This window comes from Amycolatopsis sp. PS_44_ISF1, from assembly GCF_032335455.1.
Classification (GTDB): Bacteria; Actinomycetota; Actinomycetes; order Mycobacteriales; family Pseudonocardiaceae; genus Amycolatopsis.
In genome coordinates this window covers 2972997-2986941 of the sequence record NZ_JANUXO010000001.1, presented here as the reverse complement: position 1 = coordinate 2986941, position 13945 = coordinate 2972997, and the positions used below count along the sequence as shown (strand labels likewise).

Below are 13945 nucleotides of genomic sequence, written 5' to 3'. Positions count from 1 at the left end.
ATGTCCGCTTCTGCGCGCACCGGCGACGTGCTGGTCAGCGTCGAAAAGGTGTCCAAGAGCTTCACCGGCGCGGCCGGGGACGAGCTGCGAGTCCTCGACACGGTCTCCCTCGAGCTGCGGGCCGGCGAGATCGTCGCGCTGCTCGGCCGGTCCGGCTCCGGCAAGTCGACCCTGCTGCGCACCATCGCCGGGCTGATCGAGCCGACCAGCGGCACCGTCCGCTACCGCGGGACCGAGCTGAACGGCGCCAACCCCGGCACCGCCATGGTGTTCCAGTCGTTCGCGCTGATGCCGTGGCTGACCGTGCAGGACAACGTCGAACTCGGACTGGCCGCCCGGAGTGTCGCGCCGGCGCGGCGGCGCGAGCGCGCGCTCGAGGCGATCGACCTGATCGGCCTGGACGGCTTCGAATCGGCCTACCCCAAGGAGTTGTCCGGGGGGATGCGCCAGCGCGTCGGCTTCGCGCGGGCGCTGGTGCTGGAACCCGACCTGCTGCTGATGGACGAGCCGTTCTCCGCGCTCGACGTGCTCACCGCCGAGAACCTCCGCTCCGAGCTGATGGGCCTGTGGGACGGCGAGCGGTTCCCGACCCGGGGCATCTGCATCGTCACGCACAACATCGAGGAGGCCGTGCTGCTCGCCGACCGGGTGATCGTGCTCGGCACCAACCCCGGGCACATCAGCGCCGAGGTCGCGGTCGGCCCGGCGCGCCCGCGCGACCGGCGCGCCCCGGCGTTCGCGGCGCTGGTCGACCGGCTCTACGACCTGCTCACCGGCCGCGAGCCGGACCACGGGGGGCCCGAGCCGACCGAGGCCACGCCCACCGCGCGGCCGTTGCCGATGGCTTCGGTCGGCGGGCTGGCCGGACTGGCCGGGATCGTGCACGCGCAGGGCGGGCGCGTGGACCTGCCCGACATCGCGGCCGAGCTGAGCTTCGAGATCGACGACCTGCTGCCCCTGGTCGACGCCGCGGCCATGCTCGACTTCCTGTTCGTCGCGGGCGCCGGCCTCAACCTCACCCCGATGGGCACCGCGTTCACCACCGCCGGCATCCAGGACCGCAAGAAGATCTTCGCCGAGCAGGCCCGCCACCGCGCCCCGCTGGTCCGGACCATCTTCAAGGCGCTGGCCGCGAGCAGCGACGGCACCCTGCGGGCCGCGTTCTTCCTCGACCTGCTCCGCCGCGGCTTCTCCGCCGAGGACGCCCGTCAGCAGCTCGACACCGCGATCGACTGGGGCCGCTACGCCGAGCTGTTCGACTACGACACCGACGCCGGCCAGATCACCCTCGACCCGGCCCACCGGAGCCCGCGGCCGTCGTAAGGTGGTGATCATGCCGGAACTGCCAGAGGTCGAGTCGGCCCGATCGGTGATCGAACGAGCCGCGCTCGGGCGGCTGATCGTCGAAGTGGACGACACCGACAGCTACGTGTGCCGTCCGCATCGACCCGGCGAGATCCGCGGGGCGCTGCTGGGCACGAAGCTGCGAGCGGCGCACCGCCAGGGCAAGTCGCTGTGGTGCGACACCGGGGAGGGCGGGCCGGTGCTCGGCCTCCACCTCGGCATGTCCGGCAAGATCGTGATCGCCGAGGGGGACGGCACCGAGGTCGACGGCGGCGACTACTGGAAGCGCGGCCGCGGGGCGGGCGACCACCGGTGGCTGCGGTTCGCCCTCACCTTCGAAGACGGCGGCCGGCTGATGCTGGTCGACCCGCGCCGGCTCGGCCGGATCGTGCTCGACCCGGCGATCGAGCAGCTCGGCCCGGACGCCGCGACGGTGACCCCGGCCGAGTTCCGGGCCGCGGTGGCCACCGGGACCGCACCGGTCAAGGCGCGGCTGCTGGACCAGCACGCCATCGCCGGGATCGGGAACCTGCTGGCCGACGAGATCCTGTGGCGGGCCCGGCTCAACCCGGCCCGCCCGGTCGACGAGCTGACCGCGCCCGAGGTGACGCGGCTGCTGCGCGCCACCCGCGCGTCGGTCACCGCCGCGCTGAAGAACGGCGGGGTGCACACGCTCACCGTCGTCGAGTTCCGGCGGCCCGGCGCCCGCTGCCCCCGTGACCAGGCGCCCATGGCGCGGGGCAAGGTCGGCGGGCGCACGAGCTGGTGGTGCAGCGCCGAGCAACCCGCACCGTGAGCACCCCGCACCGTGAGCACCCCGCCCTGGACAGTCCCCCCGTGCTGCAGAAGGATTCCCTCATGACCGAAGACGCCGGCGCCGCGCCCGAGGCCGCCGCTCCCCCGATCCACTGCCTGCGCTGGGCGGTCAAGAGCAGCTTCCTCGGGTACGTCGCGCGCATGCCGGACGGCCGCGCCTACCTGGGCCGCGGCGCCGCCGTGAACGATCGCAACGAGCTGCTGTTCCCGCTGGACGCCGACGCGGCCGCCGAACCCGGCCTGAAGTTCGCCTTCGGCGGCGACGTCCGGTTCAGCGGGCACTACGGTCTGCTGTTCGTGCAGATCGCCGAGCCCCGGGTGTACCTGCGCGAAGGCGCGGCCGAGCTGACCGTGGTGGACCCGGAGTCGAAGGAGCCGCAGCGGTTGCGGCTGGCCACCTTCACCCTGACCGGGCCGGAGACCGCGGACGGCCTGGACCACTGGCACGCCACGGATGTGCGCCTGGCGCCGGAGTCGGTGGACCTGTTCGGCGGCAGCTACCAGCCGGGCGAGCCGCTGGAGGAGCTGACCATCACGGTGCCGCACCAGGACTGAGCGGGGCCGGCCCCTGCGCCAGCGCCCGGCGGACGGCCGAGCGCAGCCAGCCGTGCCCGCCGTCGGCGGCCTGGCGGGGATGCCAGGCCATGCCGATGGCCAGCGGCGGCAACGGGAACGGCAGGTCCAGCAGCCGCAGGCCCAGCGAGCGGGCCACCTCGGTCATCGGGTTGGCCGCGGCCCCGGGATCGGTCACCGGGACCAGGCAGACGAGGTCGCTGCGGGTGGCCAGGGTCATCGCGGCCAGATGGCTGGGCAGCACGGCCACCACGCGCCGGTTCAGCCCGAGCCCGGCCAGCGCGGCGTCGGCCGGTCCGGTGAACCGGCCGCGACGGCTCACGACCACGTGCGAAGCGGCCGCGAACCGGGCCGGGGTGAGCTTTCCCGCGGTCAGCGGATGGCCCGCGCGCACCCCGGCCACCATCCGCAGGCCGAGGAGCTGTTCGCTGCGGATCTCGGGGTCGACGTGGTCGAGCGCGCCGATTTCCAGGTCGACCTGACCCTCCCGCAGCGCCGGGCCGCCCTCCAGGTCCTCGGCGCGGAACCGCACCGCCACCCCGGGCGCCTCCTCGGCCGCGACCGCCAGCAGCCGCGGCGCCACGGCGGCGGCGACCAGGTCGGCCGCCTGGAGGGTGAACGTGCGGTTGAGCGTGCCCGGGTCGACGTCGGTGCCCGGGGCGAGCAGCGCCCCGCACCGCCGCACGACCGCCGCCACCTCCTCGCGCATCTCCTCGGCCCGCGGGGTGGGCACCATGGCCTGGCCGGCGCGCACCAGCAACGGGTCGCCCAGCAGCCGTCGCAGCCGGCCGAGGGTGCGGCTCATCGCCGCCGGAGAGGTGTGCAGCCGTTCCGCGGCCCGGGTGACGCTGTGCTCGGCCAGCAGCGCGTCCAGCGCGACCACCAGGTTGGCGTCGATGATCTGCCTGTTCACCAGCGTTCTTCCGTTCTGGACAACTATTGCGTGCCGACATTCCCATTGTGGCGGCACCGGGGCCGGGGTGACCGTGGGGGCCGGACCCGATCATCGACCATGAAGGAGAAATCGTGGTGTCCCGACCCCAACCCGGCGACCGGCTGGCCGTGGTCAGCCAGAGCGGACCGACCGTCACCCTGTTCGACGCCGTCACGCACCGGGCCGAAAGCGTGCTGGAGGTACCGGCGCAGCCGCACGAGCTGTGCTTCGACGCCGAACACCGCCTGCTCTACTGCACCAGCAGCTACACCGACGGCTACTACGACCACAACGCCGGCCGCGCCCACCAGCTCACCCTGATCGACCCGGACACCGGCCGGATCGTCGAGGTGATCGACCTGTCGCCCGAGCACGGCCCGCACGGACTGGCCCTGGACCCGGTCCGGCGCCGGCTCTACGTGAGCGTCGAGGCCGGTCCGGCGGGCCCCGGCGGGGTGGTCGTGCTCGACACGACCACGCGGAAAGTGTTGCGCCGCATCGACACCCTCGCCCCCGGACCGCACTGGTTCGCCATCGACCCGGACGGCAAGCTCGGTTACGCGGCCAACAAGGAGGCGCCGTTCGTGACCGTGGTCGAGCTGGCCACCGGCGCACTGGCCGGCCGCATCCCCGTGTCCGGGAGCGAGGGCATTTCGGTCAGCCCGGACGGTTCGACCCTGGCGGTGGCCGCGCCGAAGGCCGATTTCTCCCGCCGGTCGACCGACCCGTCGCTGCTGCTGATCGACACCGGCAGCGGCCGGATCACGGCCACCCTGCCCACGGAGTTCACCGTGATCCCGGTGCACTGGACGGCCACCGGGCTGCTGCTGGCCGGTGAGGTGCGGACCCCGGCCGACCTCGGCACCCCCCTCGAAGGCGGCATCTTCGGTCCCGGTGTGCCCGGCGGGCGGCTGACCGTGTGGGCGGGCCCGACGGCGGCCGAGGTCGAACTGGTGGGCACGGCCGAGGTCGGTTCCCTGCCGCTGACGCTGACCTCGTCCCCCGACGGGTCCCGGGCCTACCTCGCGGCCATCGGCTCCTCCACCGTCACCGTGGTCGACCTGGCCGATCCGGCGCGGCCGGCCGTGCTCGACACCCTGGAGGTGGCGCGCGCCGGTGAACCCGGTGCGCACGGGCTCGCCTACATCACCGGCCCCCACGCCTGAGCCCGGCGAGACCGGCGCCCCTCGCTCGACGGGCGCCGGTCCGGCTCGCCGCAGGGTCCGCGCACCGGTTCGCCCGAGCCGGATGTTTTCCCGCGGGGGCGTCAGGATCAGCCGAGCCCGAGCCGGTCGAGGTAGGCGCTGAGCCGGGTGGCCGCGTCGAGCATGGCCCGGCCCTGCGCGGTGAGCTTGCGCTGCCAGTCGTCCAGGGCCCGGGCCAGGGTGGTGGTGCCACCGGCCGTGCGGACCTGCCGGACCACGGTGGCGATGTGCTCCAGCGGGTAACCGCCGCGGCGCAACAGGTGCGCGAGCTCGGCGTCGCGGACGTCGGCGGCGCGGTAGACCCGGTAGCCGGTCGCCGGGTCCCGCGCGGGCCCGAGGATGCCGGCCGCCTCCCAGTTGCGCACGGTCGCCGGGGTGACCCGGAGCCGGCGCGCGAGCTCGCCGACGGTCCGGGTCCGGTGGTCCGAAACCGGCTCCGCGGTCAGGTGGCCCACGGCCCGGCGCACCGTGGTGAGGGTTTCCCGGTCCCGGAGCAGCCGGTGGTGGCCGTGGTCGATGGCGGTCAGGGCGCCGTCGAGGTCGCCGCCGGTGAGCGCGGCCATGATCCGGCCGGCCGTCGAACGGCCGTACGCCGGGATGAGGGCCAGGAAGGCACTCAGCGCGGCCGCGTGCACCTCGGTGTAGATCCGGTAACCGCCGGCGGTGCGCTCGGCGGGCGGCAGGAAGCCGTCCCGCTCGTAATTGCGGACGGCCTGGGCCGAGATGCCGTGCCCGCGGGCGAGGACGACGGGTCTGAAGGTTGTCACCGGTTTGAAGCTTCACCCCATCTTGTCCTGGTCCGCTCGGCGAAAGTCTCAACCGAGCTTTCAAGGATACGCTTGAATCTCATGAATCCGGACCTCGCAACCTTCCTCCCCGCTTCCTGCGAACTGCTGGCCTTCGGCGAGCCGGCCCACTCGGAGCCGGTCTTCGCCCGGGTCCGCAACGAGCTGTTCGACCGGCTGACCGGCCTCGGGTTCCGGTCGATCGCCCTGGAGACCGACCGGGTGGCCGCGCTGGCCGTGCAGGACTTCGTCCACCAGGGCACCGGCACCCTCGACGCCGTGCTGGGCGAAGGCTTCTCCCACGGCTTCGGCGACCTCGAACCCAACCGGGCCCTGGTCTCCTGGATGCGCGAGTACAACGAAACCCGGCCACCGGAAGGAAAGCTGGCCTTCCACGGCTTCGACACCCCCACCGAGACGATGAACGCGCCCAGCCCCCGGAGCTACCTCGAACACGCCCGCGACTACCTGGGCCTGGACCTGGATCTCGCGATGCTGACCGGCGAAGACGAGCGGTGGAGCCGTACCGAGGCGATCCTGGACCCCGCGATGTCCCCCGGAGCCACCCCGGAGGCCGAACGCCTGCGCACCATCGCCGACGACCTGCTCACCCGGTTGTACGCCCGGGCGCCGGAGCTGATCGCGGCGACCTCGCGCACCGAATGGGTCCGGGCCCGGACCCGGCTGACCGGCGGCCTGGGCTTGCTGCGCTACCACAAGCAGTCCGCCGAACCGCTGGAGCGCGACGAGCGGATCTCCCGCCTGTCCGCCCTCCGGGACGCGCTGATGGCCCGGAACCTGCTCGAGATCCGCGAACTCGAGGCCCGGCGCGGTCCGACGCTGGTCTTCGCCCACAACCTGCACCTGCAGCGGGGCCCGAGCCACTGGGAGCTACCGGAGCTGCGGCTCACCTGGTTCGGCGCCGGTTCGATCGGTTCGTCCCTGCTGGAGGACCGGTACGCGTTCATCGCCGGCAGCATCGGCCGCAGCGAAGCGCTGGGCCTGGACTCCCCCGCCGCGGACACCTACGAGGGCGCGCTCCAGACCGACGCCACCTGGTCCCTCACCAGGGCCGACGCGATACCGAAATCCGGCACCCGCAGCGACATCCGGCCGGAAACGGGGTACTTCCCGCTCGATCCGGCCACTGTGGACGGAGCTGACGCCGTGCTGCACATCAGCGACGCGAGCCGGGTCTGAAGCCTCGCCCGGCGGTCGTACCGGCCGCCGGGCCAGGCGCCGCGCCGATCCGGCGGCGAGCGCGCACCGACGCCACGGAACCGGAATGGCCGACGATCAGAGCCGGGCCGATCACCTCGGCCCCCTAGTTTCGGATCGAAATGCGGTCGAGGAAGCCGAGGACCAGCGAGGCGATCTCGTCGCCCGCGCTCTCCAGCACGAAGTGCCCGCCGTCGAGCAGGTGGATCTCGGCGTCCGGGACGTCTTCGGCGAACGCGCGGGCGCCTTCGGGCGCGAAGATCGGATCGTTGCGGCCCCACACGGCCAGCACCGGCGGTCGGGTGGTGCGCAGGTACTCGTGCAGCGCCGGGTACAGCGGCGGGTTGCTCGCGTAGTCGCGGAACAGGGCCAGTTGCACGGCGTCGTTGCCCGGCCGCGAAACCAGCGCGAAGTCGTGGTTCCAGGTGTCGGGGCTGACCAGGCTCTGCTCCGGTTCGCCGGTGAGGTACTGCCACCGGATGCTCTCCCGGCTCAGGGCGCCGCGGATGTTCGCCTCGGTGACGGGATTGCGCTCACGCTGGTACTCCCAGACGGTCTTCCAGAAGTCCTCGATGAAACCCGCTTCGTAGCCGTTGCCGTTCTGCGTGACGATCGCGGTGACGGCTCCGGGGTCGGCCAGCGCGAGCCGCCAGCCGATCGGGGCGCCGTAGTCCTGCACGTAGATCGCGTACCGCTCGACGCCCAGCTGCCCCAGCAGCCCGGCGGTCAGCTCCGTCAACGCGTCGAAGGTGTAGTCGAACTCCCCGGCCGGCGGCGCGGCGGACAGCCCGAAGCCCAGGTGGTCCGGCGCGATCACGTGGTAGCGCGCGGCCAGCTCCGGGATCAGGTTCCGGAACATGAACGAGCTGGTCGGGAACCCGTGCAGGAGCACGATCACCGGCGCGTCGGCCGGTCCGGCCTCCCGGTAGAACAGCTCCTGGCCCCGGACAGTGGCGTAGCGGTGGTGCACGGCTGCCATTTCTAACCCCTTCGTCGCAACTTGACGGTTAGAGACAAGCAGGCTTGCCTCTAACTTGTCAAGTGGCATCGAGAGGTTAGAAAGGATGAGGCGGTGCTCCCGCTGGTCAGCCGATCTGGGGCAGCACCTCCTGCTGCAGCAACGCGTACAGCTCCCGGGCCTGCTCCACCGGGCCGAAGGTCGGGACGATCAGCTCGTCCAGGCCCGCCTCGCGCCAGTGGCCGATGGCGTCGACGAGCTGGGCCACGGACCCGCCGACGACGAACCGGCCCGGCTGGGCGCGCACGTCGCCGGCGGTCAGCACCGCCTGCGTGGTGCGGCGGATGGACCTCGGGTCGCGGCCGACGCGCTCGCAGTGCTCGTCGAGCACCGCGGACTTGCGGGCGAACACCTCCGGGTCGGACCAGCAGTTCCACTCGTCGGCGTACTCGGCGACCAGGCCCAGCATCCGGCGCTCCCCGGCGGCGCCGATCAGGATCGGCACCCGCGGCCGGACCACCGGTGTCCGCGGAGCACCGGTGACCCGGTAGTACTGGCCCTCGACCGTGGTCCGCGACTCGCTCAGCAGGCCGCGGAGCACCTTCAGGCCCTCCTCGAACCGATCGATCCGCTCGCGGACCGTGCCGAGCTCGATGCCGTAGGCGGCGTGCTCGTTCGCCTGCCAGCCCGCGCCCACCCCGAGCACGAGGCGGCCCCCGCTGACGTTGTCGATGGTCGCCGCCATGTTCGCCAGCACCGCCGGGTGCCGGTAGGTGATGCCGGCGACCAGGCTGCCCAGCCGCACCCTCGGCACCGCCGCCGCCAGCGCGGCCAGCAGGCTGAAGCACTCGTGCAAGGCCGGCTCCGCGACCTCGTCGGTCCCGGAGTTCGTCATGAAGTGGTCGGCCATCCAGACGCTGTCGTACCCGGCCTGCTCGGCCTCGTTCGCCACCGCGAGCACGTCCTCGGTCGACCACCCGGGGCTCAGCCACGCCCCGACCGCCAACTCCGCCACGAAGTCCTCCTCTCCTCGGCCCGCGGGTCGCGCGCCTGGTCCCCAGCCTGCCACGGGGGACCGACAATTCCGGAGATCGGCGGGCGCACTCCCGGTTTTCGTGCGGGAAGGGAGAACCGCTGACGAGGAGTTCGACGTGGCCGGTACGGACGACAACTCCGGGTGAGCCCCGGGATCGATGCCACCGCCGCAGGGCCCGGTGTCCCGCACGCCCCCGAATGCGAGGTCTCCTCCCCGTGTCCGACCCCTGCGCGGCCGGGTCCCTTCTCCCGGCCCGGCCCGGAGCCCGGAGTCCGGCCACTGTGGACGCTCACGGGCCGCCGCGCGGCGGTCCTTCCGCTCGGCCGGACCGCGGATTGGGCCGAATGGAGCAACCGGCCGGACGGAGGCGACGGTTACCAGGGTGAGCGCGCCGGATTCCCCGGACCACCGTGAGCAGATCCACAGTGGACTTCTCACCGAGTGGACTTCCGACCGACACCCGCGCCGCCCCCACCGCGCGAGCTCGGTTGCCGATATGGGCATCCACTGTGGATTCCAGAGCTGGACTCATCTACCACTGTGGATTTCTGTTATTCTTCGCCTGAAGTCGCGCGGATCCGCGCTACTGGCGAAATGACCGAGGAGGAAAAACCCGGTATGGCCCAGAAAGTCCTCGTCCAGATGGTGGACGACATCGATGGCGGCGTGGCCCACCAGACCGTGCCGTTCGCTCTCGACGGCGTTCAGTACGAAATCGATCTTTCCGACGAGAACGCGGACTCGCTGCGGGACGAGTTCGCCCGGTACATCGCGGCTTCCCGGCGCACCGGCGGGCGGAAGGTCCGGCCGACGGGCGGGACCTCGCCGACCGTGACCCCGGCCGACCGCGAGCGCTCGCGCCAGGTTCGGGCCTGGGCGATCGAAAACGGCTGGTCGGTTTCCGAGCGGGGGCGCATTCCCAGCGAGGTCATCGCCGCCTTCGAAGAGAGCGAACGCGAAGCCGCCGCCCCGCGCCGGCGAGGCCGGGCGAAGAAAGCCGGCGCGAAATCCTGAAGTCCGGCGTGCGCGCCCGGGAATTCTTCCCGGCCCGGGTGGGCTGAACCCCTCGCTTTTCCGGTTCAGTCCACCCGGACCGGGAACACCGCTGGTGAAAAAGCTTTCCGCCGCCGGGAATCGCTTTTCCCGCCGCTCAGGAACGTGGACGGCGCGGTCCGCCCTGGTCCTTGATCCGCGCGGCCTCCCGGCGGACCTCGGCCTGGGTGTCGCGCTCGCGCCGCAGCCAGTCCGGCCCGGCCGCCTTGAGCTGGTCGATCTGCTCGGTGGTGAGGGCCTCGGTGACCCCGCCGCGAGCCAGGCCGCCGATCGAGACCCCCAGCCGGGCCGCGATGACCGAGCGCGGGTGCGGCCCGTCGCGGCGCAGCTCGCGCAGCCACCCGGGCGGATCGGCCTGGAGGGCGTTCAGCTCGTCGCGCGAAACGACACCCGCCTGGAACTCGGCGGGAGTGGCTTCGAGGTACACGTCCAGCTTCTTCGCCGCGGTCGCGGGCTTCATCGTCTGGGGGGACTTGGGCGACGTCATGGCGACCAGGGTAACGAGCGCGTGCGCCACCTCTGATCACGCCCGGTAATCTGGCCTCGTGACAGGCTCGGAGGAACCCCCGTCGTTCAAGCTCGGCTACGTGCCCGGGGTGACGCCGTCGAAGTGGGTGCGGATCTGGCAGGAACGCTCGCCGCGCGTCCCGCTGGTCCTCGTGGCGACGCCCGCCGCCGAAGCCGCGGCGCTGGTCCGCGAAGGCGAGGCCGACGCGGTCCTGCTCCGCCTGCCGATCGACCGGACCGGACTGCACGCGATCCCCCTCTACACCGAGACGACGGTGGTCGTGGTGCCGAAGGACCATCTCCTCTCGGCCGCCGACGAAGTGTCCGTTTCGGACTTGGCCGAGGACGTCGTGCTGCACCCGCTCGACGATCCGCTGGACTGGGCGCAGCCGCCCGGCCGGCCCGCCCGGGCGCGCCCGGCCACGACGGCGGACGCGATCGAGCTGGTGGCCGCGGGCGTGGGCCTGGTGGCCGTGCCCCAGTCGCTCGCCCGGCTGCACCACCGCAAGGACCTGACCTACCGGACCCTCACCGACGCCCCGGAATCCCGCGTCGCCCTGTCCTGGCCGGACGAGGAGACCAGCGATCTGATGGAGCTGTTCATCGGCATCGTCCGCGGCCGCACCGTGAACAGCACCCGCGGCCGGCCGGTGGCCCAAGCCGGAGAGCCGGCCAAGCCGGACCGCCGATCCGGGGCCAAACCGGTCCGGGGCGGCAAGCCGAACGGCCGGGGCGGGCCACGCGGCTCGGGCGCCCCCAAGCGCGGGAAGCCCCGCCGCCGCTCGTGACCACTCCCCGCCCGGAGGTGGTGGGCGCACCGGGTCCGGATTCGGGCCGCCGACCGCGCCGGAGGGTGGGTGTGCGGCGGCCACCTTGACCACCCCACCGCCCGGTTCGCCGCCCTAGCCTGGGCTCATGCACAGCGAGAACCCCCTCGGCCGGTTCCTCCGGGCCCGTCGCGAACTCCTGGACCCCGCCGCGCTGGGTCTGGAGGCCGGGCCGCGGCGGCGGGTGGCGGGGCTGCGCCGGGCGGAGGTCTCGCTGCTGGCCGGGGTCAGCACCGACTACTACGTGCGCTTGGAGCAGGGTCGCGAGCGGAACCCGTCCACCCAGGTGGTGGACGCCCTGGCCCAGGCCCTGCAACTGGACGGGGAAGCGGCCGCGCACCTGCACGAGCTGGCCCGGCCCCGGCCGTCGCGGCGGCGGGCCAGGCCACGGGAACGCGTCAGCCGCCACCTGGTGCAGCTGATGGACGCCTGGCCGCAGACCCCGGCGCTGGTGCTCGGGCGCTGCCTGAGCGTGCTGGCCGGCAACACCCTCGGCCACGCGTTGTTCAGCGGCCACCCGCACGGCGGCGACCTGGTCCGCTTGGTGTTCCTCGACCCTGGGGCGCGCGAGTTCTACCCGGACTGGGAGCGCGTCGCGGCCAACACGGTCGGCGGACTGCGCGCGGCGGCGGGCCTCGACCCCGAGGACCCGCTGCTGATTGAAACCGTGGGCGAGCTCTCGGTGAAGAGCCCGGAATTCCGCCGGCTCTGGGCCCGCCACGACATCCGGCAGAAAGCCCGGGAGACCAAGCGGTTCCGCCACCGGCTCGTCGGCGAGCTGACCCTGCACTACGAATCCCTGACCGTGAACAGCGCGCCCGGGCAGCAGCTCGTGGTCTACCAAGCCGATCCGGGCAGCCCTTCGGCGGAGGCGCTGACGCTGCTCGGCAGCCTGGCCGCCGCGGAAGATCCGCGCCCGGCCGGGAAGACCGTGCTCACCGAGAACTGATTTTTTTCCGATATCAGCAATTCCCACCGGGGCAGAGCCTTGCCCGAAAAGGAGCAGTCATGAACACCGGCAAAGTCATCCTGGTGACCGGCGCGAGCAGCGGCATCGGTGAGGCCACTGCACGACGCCTGGCGGCCGACGGTCACCACGTCGTGGCCGGCGCGCGCCGCGAAGACCGCTTGGCCGAACTCGCCGCCGAAGTCCGTGCGGACGGAGGCAGCATCGAGGTCTGCCGCCTCGACGTCACCGACCGCGCGGACTTCGCCGAATTCGCCGGCCGCGCACTGCGCGAGCACGGGCGCGTCGACGTGCTCGTCAACAACGCGGGCGTGATGCCCTTGTCCCGCTTGGATTCCCTGCTCGTCGACGAGTGGGACCGGATGCTCGAGGTCAACATCCGCGGCCTGCTCCACGGCATCGCCGCCGTGCTGCCGATCTTCCAGCAGCGAGGCCGCGGGCACTTCGTCACCATCGCCTCCACCGGCGCGCACGAGGTCGTGCCCACGGCCGCGGTCTACTGCGGCACGAAGTACGCGGCCCGGGCGATCACCGAGGGCCTGCGCCTGGAGGTCGATCCGAGCATCCGCGTCACCACGATCAGCCCCGGCGTGGTCGAGTCGGAACTGGCGTCGACCATCACCGAGCCCGGCGCGCAGGAGGCCATGCGCACCTACCGCGCCCACTCGATCCCGCCGAGCGCGATCGCCGACGCCATCGCCTTCGCCCTCGGCCAGCCGCCGGAGGTCGACGTGAACGAGATGATCGTCCGCCCGGTCCGGCAGCGCTGAACCCCGCGGTCTCGGCCGGCCCTGGCAAACGTTTGCGCGGCAGTCCGGCCAGCTCGGCGACGTGGTGGACTTGCCCGGCGTGGCGGCTCAGCTCGCTCGACGTGACCTGGGCGACCGGCCCCTCGGCGGGGCGGCGCGGCGTCCGCACCGAGGATCGCCCGGCGGCGGGACTCCCGCTGCTCCTCGCTGTGCGCCCGCCGGAACGACGTCATGACCGGCAAGGTGTGGTTCATCACCGGGCCGAGAAGGGCCCCGGGCGGCGGGCGATCCGGCGAAGGACGCGATCCGCCGGTTCGGCGCAACGGCCGAGCCATCGGTCCCGGAGCTGGGCCCGTTCGGCGGCGGCGCGGCCCGGTCCGGCCGAAGGGGGCGGTCCGAACCGGGTGGTCGAGGCGTTCGGGGTGCCGGGGACCACCCGGGGCCCGCCGCGCGGTGCCTGGTCCGAGGCGGACGCGCTCGGTATGCTCACCTCAACGGCGTCACGATGGTGCCCGTGGTCCGGATCCTCCGGTCGCCCCTTCGCGTCGCCGGGAGAATTCCGCAGCGGCCCGGTCTCCGAGGAGGTCACCATGCCCGACCCGACGCCTGATGCGGACCGGACAGCGGTGTGGCGGGCCTACGACGCCCTGGGCGAGCTGACCGGCCGCATGCGCGCGGTCCTGGACGAGGCCCTGGCCGGCCGCCGCTCGGTCGCCGTGACCGGCTGGCGCGAGCTGGAACAGGCCGGCGAAGGCGCGCGGGCACTGGCCGAGGCCCGCCGCTGGAGCGAGGAGATCGCCCGCCTGGCCACCGCCGCCGCCGAGGCCATCGGGCGGGCCCAGCACTGCGCCCAGCGGCCGGCTCCGGGGGCCGCGCCCAGCTGACGGGGCCGCCGCGGCGGTCGGAAACCACGGCGTCCGGCCTGGTGTTCTGACTCACCCGCACCTTCACCGCGACACGATCACCCGCGGCA

General features: G+C 73.0%; 15 protein-coding genes. 10 read left to right on the top strand and 5 right to left on the bottom strand.

Annotated elements, in window-relative coordinates; translation table 11 throughout:
* From NYF13_RS13525 to NYF13_RS13515, 3 genes are all read left to right on the top strand, one after another.
* Positions 1-1323 carry a nitrate/sulfonate/bicarbonate ABC transporter ATP-binding protein gene (locus NYF13_RS13525; RefSeq protein ID WP_315656688.1) on the top strand — a complete coding sequence of 441 codons (1323 nt, stop codon included), beginning with the start codon at positions 1-3 and terminating at the stop codon, positions 1321-1323.
* A gap of 10 nt (positions 1324-1333) precedes the next feature.
* Positions 1334-2140, top strand: a complete 807-nt coding sequence (locus NYF13_RS13520) for a DNA-formamidopyrimidine glycosylase family protein (protein ID WP_315656687.1) — start codon at positions 1334-1336, stop codon at positions 2138-2140.
* Positions 2141-2202: 62 nt separating this feature from the next.
* Positions 2203-2715, top strand: a complete 513-nt coding sequence (locus tag NYF13_RS13515) for an HtaA domain-containing protein (RefSeq protein ID WP_315656686.1) — start codon at positions 2203-2205, stop codon at positions 2713-2715.
* Here the strand turns inward: NYF13_RS13515 and NYF13_RS13510 are convergent.
* Positions 2693-3646, bottom strand: coding sequence for a LysR family transcriptional regulator (locus tag NYF13_RS13510; RefSeq protein WP_315656685.1), 954 nt, complete (start codon positions 3644-3646; stop codon positions 2693-2695). The two genes, NYF13_RS13515 and NYF13_RS13510, sit on opposite strands and share 23 nt — an antisense overlap.
* Before the next feature lie 113 nt (positions 3647-3759).
* Between NYF13_RS13510 and NYF13_RS13505 the strand changes: the two genes are divergently transcribed.
* The gene (locus tag NYF13_RS13505; protein ID WP_315656684.1) at positions 3760-4833 is read left to right on the top strand and encodes a YncE family protein; all 1074 of its coding nucleotides are present in this window, start codon (positions 3760-3762) and stop codon (positions 4831-4833) included.
* 107 nt (positions 4834-4940) lie between these two features.
* On the opposite strand, the gene NYF13_RS13500 is transcribed toward NYF13_RS13505, so the two are convergent.
* Positions 4941-5639: a TioE family transcriptional regulator gene (locus tag NYF13_RS13500; protein WP_315656683.1), complete on the bottom strand. Its 699-nt coding sequence runs from the start codon at positions 5637-5639 to the stop codon at positions 4941-4943.
* Between the two features lie 81 nt (positions 5640-5720).
* Here NYF13_RS13500 and NYF13_RS13495 point away from each other — a divergent pair, with 81 nt between their 5' ends.
* Entirely contained in the window at positions 5721-6857 is a 1137-nt protein-coding gene (locus NYF13_RS13495) for an erythromycin esterase family protein (protein ID WP_315656682.1), read from the top strand.
* A 124-nt stretch (positions 6858-6981) separates the two neighbouring features.
* Here NYF13_RS13495 and NYF13_RS13490 read toward each other — a convergent pair whose 3' ends face one another.
* The gene (locus NYF13_RS13490) at positions 6982-7854 is read right to left on the bottom strand and encodes an alpha/beta hydrolase (protein ID WP_315656681.1); all 873 of its coding nucleotides are present in this window, start codon (positions 7852-7854) and stop codon (positions 6982-6984) included.
* Between the two features lie 106 nt (positions 7855-7960).
* Positions 7961-8848: a TIGR03560 family F420-dependent LLM class oxidoreductase gene (locus NYF13_RS13485; RefSeq protein WP_315656680.1), complete on the bottom strand. Its 888-nt coding sequence runs from the start codon at positions 8846-8848 to the stop codon at positions 7961-7963.
* Between the two features lie 639 nt (positions 8849-9487).
* On the opposite strand from NYF13_RS13485, the gene NYF13_RS13480 reads away from it, so the two are divergent.
* The gene (locus tag NYF13_RS13480) at positions 9488-9883 is read left to right on the top strand and encodes an Lsr2 family protein (protein WP_315657334.1); all 396 of its coding nucleotides are present in this window, start codon (positions 9488-9490) and stop codon (positions 9881-9883) included.
* A gap of 136 nt (positions 9884-10019) precedes the next feature.
* Here the strand turns inward: NYF13_RS13480 and NYF13_RS13475 are convergent, their stop codons facing one another.
* Positions 10020-10409, bottom strand: coding sequence for a DUF5997 family protein (locus NYF13_RS13475; protein WP_315656679.1), 390 nt, complete (start codon positions 10407-10409; stop codon positions 10020-10022).
* A gap of 58 nt (positions 10410-10467) precedes the next feature.
* On the opposite strand from NYF13_RS13475, the gene NYF13_RS13470 reads away from it, so the two are divergent.
* The 4 genes from NYF13_RS13470 to NYF13_RS13455 all read left to right on the top strand — a co-directional run bounded on the left by NYF13_RS13470 (position 10468) and on the right by NYF13_RS13455 (position 13856).
* Positions 10468-11217: a LysR family substrate-binding domain-containing protein gene (locus NYF13_RS13470; protein ID WP_315656678.1), complete on the top strand. Its 750-nt coding sequence runs from the start codon at positions 10468-10470 to the stop codon at positions 11215-11217.
* A gap of 127 nt (positions 11218-11344) precedes the next feature.
* Entirely contained in the window at positions 11345-12205 is an 861-nt protein-coding gene (locus tag NYF13_RS13465) for a helix-turn-helix transcriptional regulator (RefSeq protein WP_315656677.1), read from the top strand.
* Positions 12206-12264: 59 nt separating this feature from the next.
* Positions 12265-12993, top strand: a complete 729-nt coding sequence (locus NYF13_RS13460) for an SDR family oxidoreductase (RefSeq protein ID WP_315656675.1) — start codon at positions 12265-12267, stop codon at positions 12991-12993.
* A 569-nt stretch (positions 12994-13562) separates the two neighbouring features.
* On the top strand, positions 13563-13856 hold the full coding sequence (locus NYF13_RS13455; protein WP_315656674.1) for a hypothetical protein: 294 nt from the start codon (positions 13563-13565) through the stop codon (positions 13854-13856).
* Positions 13857-13945: the final 89 nt, after the last annotated feature.

What these genes read in the sequence shown, in the direction of transcription:
- NYF13_RS13525 (WP_315656688.1), top strand. Translation starts at nt 1, where the DNA reads ATGTCCGCTTCTGCGCGCACCGGCGACGTGCTGGTCAGCGTCGAAAAG.
- NYF13_RS13520 (WP_315656687.1), top strand. Translation starts at nt 1,334, where the DNA reads ATGCCGGAACTGCCAGAGGTCGAGTCGGCCCGATCGGTGATCGAACGA.
- NYF13_RS13515 (WP_315656686.1), top strand. Translation starts at nt 2,203, where the DNA reads ATGACCGAAGACGCCGGCGCCGCGCCCGAGGCCGCCGCTCCCCCGATC.
- NYF13_RS13495 (WP_315656682.1), top strand. Translation starts at nt 5,721, where the DNA reads ATGAATCCGGACCTCGCAACCTTCCTCCCCGCTTCCTGCGAACTGCTG.
- NYF13_RS13490 (WP_315656681.1), bottom strand. Translation starts at nt 7,854, where the DNA reads ATGGCAGCCGTGCACCACCGCTACGCCACTGTCCGGGGCCAGGAGCTG.
- NYF13_RS13480 (WP_315657334.1), top strand. Translation starts at nt 9,488, where the DNA reads ATGGCCCAGAAAGTCCTCGTCCAGATGGTGGACGACATCGATGGCGGC.
- NYF13_RS13475 (WP_315656679.1), bottom strand. Translation starts at nt 10,409, where the DNA reads ATGACGTCGCCCAAGTCCCCCCAGACGATGAAGCCCGCGACCGCGGCG.
- NYF13_RS13465 (WP_315656677.1), top strand. Translation starts at nt 11,345, where the DNA reads ATGCACAGCGAGAACCCCCTCGGCCGGTTCCTCCGGGCCCGTCGCGAA.
- NYF13_RS13460 (WP_315656675.1), top strand. Translation starts at nt 12,265, where the DNA reads ATGAACACCGGCAAAGTCATCCTGGTGACCGGCGCGAGCAGCGGCATC.
- NYF13_RS13455 (WP_315656674.1), top strand. Translation starts at nt 13,563, where the DNA reads ATGCCCGACCCGACGCCTGATGCGGACCGGACAGCGGTGTGGCGGGCC.